The sequence below is a fragment of the Streptomyces sp. P17 genome (assembly GCF_032436805.1).
In the GTDB taxonomy this organism is placed as follows: domain Bacteria; phylum Actinomycetota; class Actinomycetes; order Streptomycetales; family Streptomycetaceae; genus Streptomyces.
Genome location: NZ_JAVRBF010000013.1, coordinates 134,088 through 141,645, shown reverse-complemented (window position 1 = coordinate 141,645; position 7,558 = coordinate 134,088). Strand labels below are relative to the sequence as shown.

At 70.2% G+C, this 7,558-nt stretch carries 6 protein-coding genes and 3 pseudogenes; 3 read left to right on the top strand and 6 right to left on the bottom strand.

Annotation, left to right across the window (positions count from 1 at the left end; all coding sequences use genetic code 11):
- The first annotated feature begins 208 nt into the window (after positions 1-208).
- Entirely contained in the window at positions 209-373 is a 165-nt protein-coding gene (locus tag RMT89_RS11335) for a hypothetical protein (protein WP_315883694.1), read from the top strand.
- 146 nt (positions 374-519) lie between these two features.
- The gene (katG, locus tag RMT89_RS11330) at positions 520-2,709 is read left to right on the top strand and encodes a catalase/peroxidase HPI (protein ID WP_315883693.1); all 2,190 of its coding nucleotides are present in this window, start codon (positions 520-522) and stop codon (positions 2,707-2,709) included.
- 48 nt (positions 2,710-2,757) lie between these two features.
- Here the strand turns inward: katG and RMT89_RS11325 are convergent, their stop codons facing one another.
- On the bottom strand, positions 2,758-3,111 hold the full coding sequence (locus tag RMT89_RS11325) for a hypothetical protein (RefSeq protein ID WP_315883692.1): 354 nt from the start codon (positions 3,109-3,111) through the stop codon (positions 2,758-2,760).
- Between the two features lie 210 nt (positions 3,112-3,321).
- Between RMT89_RS11325 and RMT89_RS11320 the strand changes: the two genes are divergently transcribed.
- A complete protein-coding gene (locus RMT89_RS11320) occupies positions 3,322-4,563 on the top strand; it encodes a cytochrome P450 (RefSeq protein ID WP_315883691.1) in 1,242 nt (413 codons plus the stop codon).
- Here the strand turns inward: RMT89_RS11320 and RMT89_RS11315 are convergent.
- The 5 genes and pseudogenes from RMT89_RS11315 to RMT89_RS11295 form a co-directional block, all read right to left on the bottom strand.
- A pseudogene (locus RMT89_RS11315) lies at positions 4,564-5,169 on the bottom strand (cytochrome P450); the annotation flags it as partial.
- Positions 5,162-5,368, bottom strand: a pseudogene (locus RMT89_RS11310) (ATP/GTP-binding protein); the annotation flags it as partial. The pseudogenes RMT89_RS11310 and RMT89_RS11315, both read right to left, overlap by 8 nt.
- Positions 5,346-5,704 (bottom strand): annotated as a pseudogene (locus tag RMT89_RS11305) (DUF742 domain-containing protein). The pseudogenes RMT89_RS11305 and RMT89_RS11310, both read right to left, overlap by 23 nt.
- Positions 5,701-6,114, bottom strand: coding sequence for a roadblock/LC7 domain-containing protein (locus RMT89_RS11300; RefSeq protein WP_315883690.1), 414 nt, complete (start codon positions 6,112-6,114; stop codon positions 5,701-5,703). Before RMT89_RS11300 ends, RMT89_RS11305 begins: the two are co-directional and overlap by 4 nt.
- Positions 6,111-7,412 (bottom strand): ATP-binding protein, encoded by a 1,302-nt coding sequence (locus RMT89_RS11295; protein ID WP_315883689.1) that lies wholly within the window; start codon positions 7,410-7,412, stop codon positions 6,111-6,113. The genes RMT89_RS11300 and RMT89_RS11295 overlap by 4 nt, the downstream gene beginning before the upstream one ends.
- Positions 7,413-7,558 lie beyond the last annotated feature (146 nt).

The following is a 7,558-nucleotide window of genomic DNA, read 5'->3' as shown; positions in this document are numbered from 1 at the left end:
TACCGGTCGAGCATGACGGCGGCCGCGACCGGCAGCGTGGCCAGGTGGCCGGTGTCGTACCGGTCGAGCATGACGGCGGCCGCGACCGGCAGCGTGGCCAGGTGGCCGGTGTCGTACCGGTCGAGCATGACGGCCGCCGTGTAGGCCCCGGCCGCGAAGAACGCGCCGTGGCCGAGGGAGATCGAGGCGCAACGCCCGGCTCCTGGAGGTGGACGAGACGCGACGTGCCGGCCGGGTCCGGGTGCGCGTGCTGACCACGGTGATCGGCGGGGCGGCGCGCGAGCTGGGCGACTGCGTGGGCGAGCGGGAGGTCCGGGAGATCGTGGACGAGGTGTGCGGCATCCTCATCCACCTGTCGGCTCCGCCCGGTTGAATTACGAGCCACTGGTCCGAATGGGATGCAGCCCTTTCCCGCGTTTGTCATGCGGGAGTGCCCTGCGTGTTTCGTAGCGATGCTGTCTGTGGTGCGCGACCATACAGACGTGCGGAAATAAACACGGAGACAGGGAGAAGGACATCATGCCCGGCAGTGAAAGCGAGAACCCGGTAATCCCCTCCCCGAGTCCCACGCAGACTCGGCCCAAGACGAACCGGGACTGGTGGCCGAATCAGCTGGACCTTCAGATTCTCCACCAGCACTCGTCCCGGTCGAATCCGATGGACGAGGACTTCGACTACGCGAAGGAGTTCGCGACCCTCGACGTCGACGCGCTGAAGCAGGACGTCTTCGAGGTGATGACGACATCCCAGGACTGGTGGCCTGCCGACTACGGGCACTACGGGCCGCTCTTCATCCGGATGAGCTGGCATGCCGCGGGCACGTATCGCATCGCGGACGGCCGGGGTGGCGGCGGCAGCGGAGCGCAGCGCTTTGCCCCGCTGAACAGCTGGCCGGACAACGCGAGCCTCGACAAGGCGCGCCGTTTGCTCTGGCCGGTCAAGCAGAAGTACGGCCGGAAAATCTCCTGGGCGGATCTTCTTGTCTTCGCCGGCAACTGTGCCATGGAATCCATGGGGTTCAAGACGTTCGGATTCGGCTTCGGACGCGAGGACATCTGGGAGCCCGAGGAGATCTTCTGGGGGCCCGAGGACACATGGCTCGGAGATGAGCGATACAGCGGCGACAGGGAACTCACCGGTCCTTTCGGTGCCGTGCAGATGGGACTGATCTACGTCAATCCCGAGGGCCCCAACGGCAACCCGGATCCCATGGCCGCCGCCAGAGACATTCGCGAGACATTCGGGCGCATGGCGATGAATGACGAGGAGACCGTCGCCCTCATCGTCGGCGGCCACACCTTCGGCAAGTGTCATGGTGCCGTCGACGCCGGCTACATCGGCCCGGAGCCCGAGGGCGCCCCCATCGAGCAGCAGGGTCTCGGCTGGCGGAACACGTACGGCAGCGGCACGGGCGGCGACGCGCTCACCAGTGGGCTTGAGGGCGCATGGACCGCCGAGCCGACCAGGTGGGACAACGGGTACCTGGACAACCTGTTCAAGTACGACTGGGAGCTGACCACGAGCCCCGCCGGTGCCAAGCAGTGGACTCCCACGGATCCCTCGGCCAAGGGCACCGTGCCCGATGCCCATGATCCGTCGAAGCGGCACGCTCCCATGATGCTGACGACGGACCTCTCACTGAAGCTGGATCCGGTCTACGGGCCGATCGCGAAGAGCTTCCACGAGAACCCGGACGGACTCGCGGACGCGTTCGCCAAGGCGTGGTACAAGCTGCTGCACCGCGACATGGGGCCGGCCTCGCGTTACCTCGGCCCGTGGATTCCCGAGCCGCAGCTGTGGCAGGACCCCGTCCCCGCGGTCGATCACGAGCTGGTCGCGGACGAGGACATCGCTGCCCTCAAGGCCACGATCCTGGCCTCGGGCCTGTCCGTCTCCCAGCTGGTCACCACCGCTTGGGCAGCGGCGGCGAGCTTCCGCGGCACCGACAAGCGCGGCGGGGCCAACGGAGCACGGATCCGTCTGGCGCCCCAGAAGGACTGGGAGGTCAACGACCTGCCCGAGGTGGCCGAGGTGGTGCGGACCCTGGAGCAGATCCAGCAGGACTTCAATGCCTCGCAGGCCGGCGGTAAGAAGATCTCGCTCGCCGACCTGATCGTCCTGGGCGGATGCGCGGCCGTCGAGCAGGCCGCGAGGAACGCCGGGCACGACATCACGGTCCCGTTCGCACCGGGGCGTACGGACGCCTCCCAGGAGCAGACCGATGCGCAGTCGTTCGCCGTGCTCGAACCCAGGGCGGACGGGTTCCGCAACTACCTCCGCGCGGGAGAGAAGTTGTCGCCGGAGACCCTCCTGCTGGACCGGGCCAGCCTGCTCACGCTGACCGCTCCCGAGATGACGGTTCTGATCGGCGGCATGCGGGCCCTGAACACCGGCTTCAAGCAGTCCCGGCACGGCGTCTTCACGGACCGCCCGCAGACGTTGACCAACGACTTCTTCGTCAACCTGCTCGACATGGGCACGGAGTGGAAGGCGTCCACCTCGGACGAGAACGTCTTCGAAGGCCGGGACCGCGCCACGGGCGAGGCCAAGTGGACCGCCACCGCCGTCGACCTCATCTTCGGTTCGCACTCCCAGCTCCGAGCCCTCTCGGAGGTCTACGCGTCCAAGGACGCCTCGGAGAAGTTCGTCCGTGACTTCGTGGCCGCCTGGGACAAGGTGATGAACCTCGACCGGTTCGACCTCTCCTGAGAGAGATGTCCCGCCCCGGCCGGGCTCAGGTTCGGCCGGGGCGGGTGTTCAGGGGGTGGGGGACTTCTCGGGGAGGGGGGCCGCGCGGAGGGTGTTCGTCCACTCGCGGTCCCGTGTCGGAGGGATCTGCCAGCACAGGCCGGGGCTCATGACGCGGTGGAGCGGGGGGATCGCCACATGGCAGCCCCGGCCCAGGACGCGGACCTGGGGGACGTTCCAGCCGGCGGCGGAACCCGGAGGGATCATCCAGTACAGGCGGCCGCCGAAGCCGTCCCTGATCACGGCTCCGGTGTCCTCGCCGAGGTAGCGAAGGGCGTCGAGGCCGAGGTCGAGGGGTACGCGTACGGCATCCCACCAGCCGCCCGCGGCCACGGTCCGCACCTCGACGCTGCCCGGTTGCATCCACCACGAGGTCCTGCCGACTGCCATCACCCTCACCGGCTTTCCGATCCGACACCCCGAACCGTAGGGCGGAAGCGAACCCCTCGACTTGCGACCGGGCGCAGAGAAGTTCTCCCCGTGCGCAGCGCGCGCCGACGGGTCTCGCCCGGGCACTCTACGTCCAAGTAGCTTTACCGGTCGTATGGTTGAGCGAGCGTCAGGGAGGCTTCCGTGGGACACCCGCGCCCCTTAGTGATCGACCCGACCGGCCGTGACATCCACGGCGAGGCCGCCCGGATACGCGAACGCGGACCGGTGACCCTCGTCGAACTGTCCGACGGTGTCCAGGCCTGGGCCGTCAGCAGTCCCGACCTCCTCAGGCGCCTGCTCACCGACCCACGCGTCTCCAAGGACCCGCGCCAGCACTGGCCCCGGTGGATCAACGGCGAGATCGCCCCGGAATGGCCGCTGTTCACCTGGGTCGCGGTGCAGAACATGTTCACCGCCTACGGAGGCGACCACAAGCGGCTGCGCGCCCTGGTCTCCAAGGCGTTCACCGCACGGCGCACCGAGGCACTCCGGCCTCGCATCGAGGAGATCACCGCGGCCCTGCTGGACCGTATCGAGGAGGCCGGACGGCGCGGCCAAGTCGTCGATCTGCGCGAGGAGTTCTGCTATCCGCTGCCGATCCGGGTGATCAGCGAACTCTTCGGCCTGCCCGAGGAGCAGGGTGCGGAGCTACGGGCCGTCGTGGACGGCGTCTTCCACACCTCCGCCACCCCGGAGGAAGTCACCGACAACTACCTGCGGCTGTACGCGGCGCTGGGCGAACTCGTCGCCCTCAAGCGGCGGTCGCCGGGCGACGACCTGGCATCCGCGCTCATCGCGGCCCGCGACGACGGCGACACCCCGCTGAGCGAGCAGGAGCTGCTCGACACCCTGGTGCTCATGGTCAGCGCCGGTCACGAGACCACGGTCAATCTGATCGACAACGCCATTCACCTCCTGCTGACCCATCCGGACCAGCTCGCCCACGTCCACTCCGGCCGCGTCTCGTGGGAGGACGTGGTCGAGGAGGCGCTGCGCGTGGAGGCGCCCGTGGCCAGCCTGCCGCTGCGGTACGCCGTCGAGGACCTCAAGATGAGCGAGTTCGGCGGCCCCGACGGGATGGTGATCGGCAAGGGCGAGGCCATCCTCGCCGCGTACGCGGCCGCCGGACGGCACCCCGGGAAGTACGGCGAGAACGCCGACCGCTTCGACGTCACCCGCGCCGACAAGGAGCACCTCGCCTTCGGGCACGGCGTGCACTTCTGCCTGGGTGCCCCGCTGGGCCGGCTGGAGGCCCGTATCGCTCTCCGGGCGCTCTTCGACCGCTTCCCCGGCCTTCGACTCGCCGTGCCCCAGGCCGAGTTGGAGCCGGTCGACTCCTTCATCTCCAACGGCCACCGCAGTCTTCCGGTACGCCTGTCCTGATCACTCGCCGCGCCACCACGCCAGCAGCCGTGCGGCCCAGCCGCGCCGCACGCGGCCGGCCTCGGGCGCCGCGGGCGGGCCCGGCGTCGGCTCGGTGTGCTGCACCGGCGGCTCGTCGCCGGTGATGGACGGGGAGACGGTGGCCGGCGGATACGTCACCGGCAGCGCGGCCGGCGCACGGTGGAAGGGGCCCGGCCGCCAGACCAATTCCTCGACGGGCACGGTGAGTTCGACGTCGGGAAGCCGGTCGAGCAGCTTCTCCACGGCCACCGCCGCGATCAGCCGGGCCGGGCTCTGCGCCGGGCAGTTGTGCGGGCCCGCGCTCCACGCCAAGTGGGCGCGGTTGCCCGCACGATGATGCACCGTCAGGGAGGGGGCGGTGTTCGCCGCGGCGAGACTGACCACGAGCGGATGCCCGGCCCGCAGTACCGCCCCTTCGTACACGACGTCGTGGATCGGGTAGTGCACGGCGTAGTTGGCCATGGGCGGGTCGGTCCACAGCACCTCGTCGAGGGCGTCCTCCACCGGCATGCTGCCGCCCGACAGGCTGCCCGCGAACCGGTCGTCGGACAGCAGCAGCCGCAGGCTGTTGGCGATCAGTCGTCTTGTCCCGCAGGCCCGCGAGGTCGTCGACCAGGGCGCCGGCCTCGGTCATGACCTCCTCGGTGCGCAGGGGCCGGATCTCGGAGAGCGTGCCGACGAACGTGGTCTTGCCGACCGCGAAGTGGCCCACGACGAGCAGCTTGACCGCCGTCTGCACGGTGGGCCGCAGATAGACGTCGTCAGAGGCGGGCGCGGAGTCCATCGAGCACCTCCTGGAGGATTCGGGCGTCGGTCGGCGGGGCTGCGGGAATCGGCGCGCGGGTGACGATGTGGCCGCTGTCCATGAGGTCGGCGATCAGCACTTTGGTCACGCCGACCGGCAGCGCCAGATGGCCGGCCACCTCGGCGACGGACAGGGCTCCGGCCGGCACAGTTCCATGAGCCTGCGCTTTTCCGGATTGAGTCCGGTCAGTGGCAGATCGTCGGCAGCGATCAGCAGGGTGACCAGGTCGAGGGTGTTGCGGGTGGGGTGGGCGCGGCCGTCCGTGACGACGTACGACCGCACCAGCCGGTCTGCGGGACGGCGCCGGGGTGTCATGCCGGGCTGCCGGTGTCCTGCCGGGCGGGGCTGGTCAGCTCCTTGCCGAGCCGGTCGACGAGTTTGTGCATGCGGTAGGTGACCGCCTCCATGTCGACGTCCTTACCGGTGGAGACCGCGAGGTAGGCGCCCTCGCCGGCGGCGACCAGGAAGACGTAGCCGTGCGCGAACTCGATCAGGGTCTGCCGCCACGGGGTGTGCGGGGGGCCGCAGAACTCGGCCGTGCTGCGGCTGATCGACTGGACGCCGGACAGGCCCGCGGCCAGCCGTTCGGCGTCGTCCCGGTCGATGTCCTTGGAGAAGGCGCGGAGCATGCCGTCGGCGGAGAGCAGGATCGCGTGACGCGCATGCGGAACCTTCAGCACCTCGTCCAGCATCCAGCCCAACGTGTTGTTGGTGGGCCCGGTCATTCGTGGCTGTTCCCTTCGTCGTCGTGGAGCGGGTGCTGGGCGGACCTGCCGGAGCGGGTGCCGCGGGCGAAGGCGCCCATGCGCCGGGCGTTCTCCTCGGCCGAGCGGCCGCCGACCTCGTCGGCCGGTACGGGCTCGGCCGCCGGTCGCCGGGCGGAGCGGCGACGGCGCCTGGGCAGGCCTCCGGGCGTGGTCGCCGCCGCGGGTTCGGGCTCGGGGGTGGGTTGGGGGTCGGGGTCGGCCGGATCGGCGGTGGTATCTGGGATCGGCGCGGACGGGGCGGGCGTCTGCACGGCGGCGTCCAGGTGCGTGAGCAGCGCGGTCGGCAGGAACACCACGGCGCGTACACCGCCGTACGGGGAGACCGTGCCCACGGAGACGCTGAACCCGTAGCGCTCGGTCAGCGCCCCGATGACGGCGAAGCCGAAGCGGGGCGGGTCGCCGAGCCGGGTGATGTCCACCGTGTGGGTGCCGGCGAGGAGTTCGGCGGCGTGCTCGGCCGCCCGGCCGTCCATGCCGACCCCGGCGTCGTCGATCACCACGCAGGCGCCGTTGTGCACCGTCTGGACGGTGACCTCAACACTCGTGCCCGGCTGTGAGTGCCGTGCCGCGTTGTCGAGCAGCTCGGCGATCGCGAGCACCACCGGTTCGACCGCCCGGCTCCGTACGGCGATGTCGACCTCGCCGTTGATGCGGATGCGCCGGTAGTCGCGGATGCGGGAGGTGGCGCCGCGTACGACCTCGATGAGCGCGGAGGTGGTGCGCTGGCGGCCCGGCCATGAGCCGCACAGTACGGCGATGGCCTGGGCGCGGCGGCCGAACTGGGCGTTGGTGTGGTCGATTTCGAGGAGGTCGCGGAGCACGCCGGGGTTGTCGTGCCGGTCCTGCATCTCGGCGATGGACACCTGCTGTTCGTTGGCCAGGGCCTGGATGGAGCGCATCGACGCCTTCAGGGCGGCCTTCGCCGACTGGTCGGCGCGCGACCGGGCGTGCTCGACCGCGCCGGCGAACCGTTCCAGGACAGCGTCGAGGCATTTCGCGAACTTGGTGTCGGCGAGCCGGTCGTCGAGCGGACCGACGGCCGGGACCTGCTGGTGGGGGGCGTCCTCCAGGGCCGGCAGCCGGGCCGAGACGAGGTGGCGGAGTTCCTCGTCCCGGGCCCGCAGGCCGTCGCTCAGGTCGGTGTTCCGTCCGCGCTGCCGTGCGGTGATGCCGCGTTCGCGCACCAGCAGCACGGTGACGGCGATCAGGCCCACGGCCAGGCACCAGAACACCGCCTCCGGTATCCGTTCCGTCATCAAGTCCTCACAGCAGGTGGCGGTCGACGAGCGCACGACGGTAGTGGCGCGTCCAGGTGCGCACTTGTCCGTGCGCGCAAGGAAGTTGCCGTGGGACGCAGGCGCGTTCGTGGGACGGGCCGATCGCGCCAGGCCTGTCACCGGCA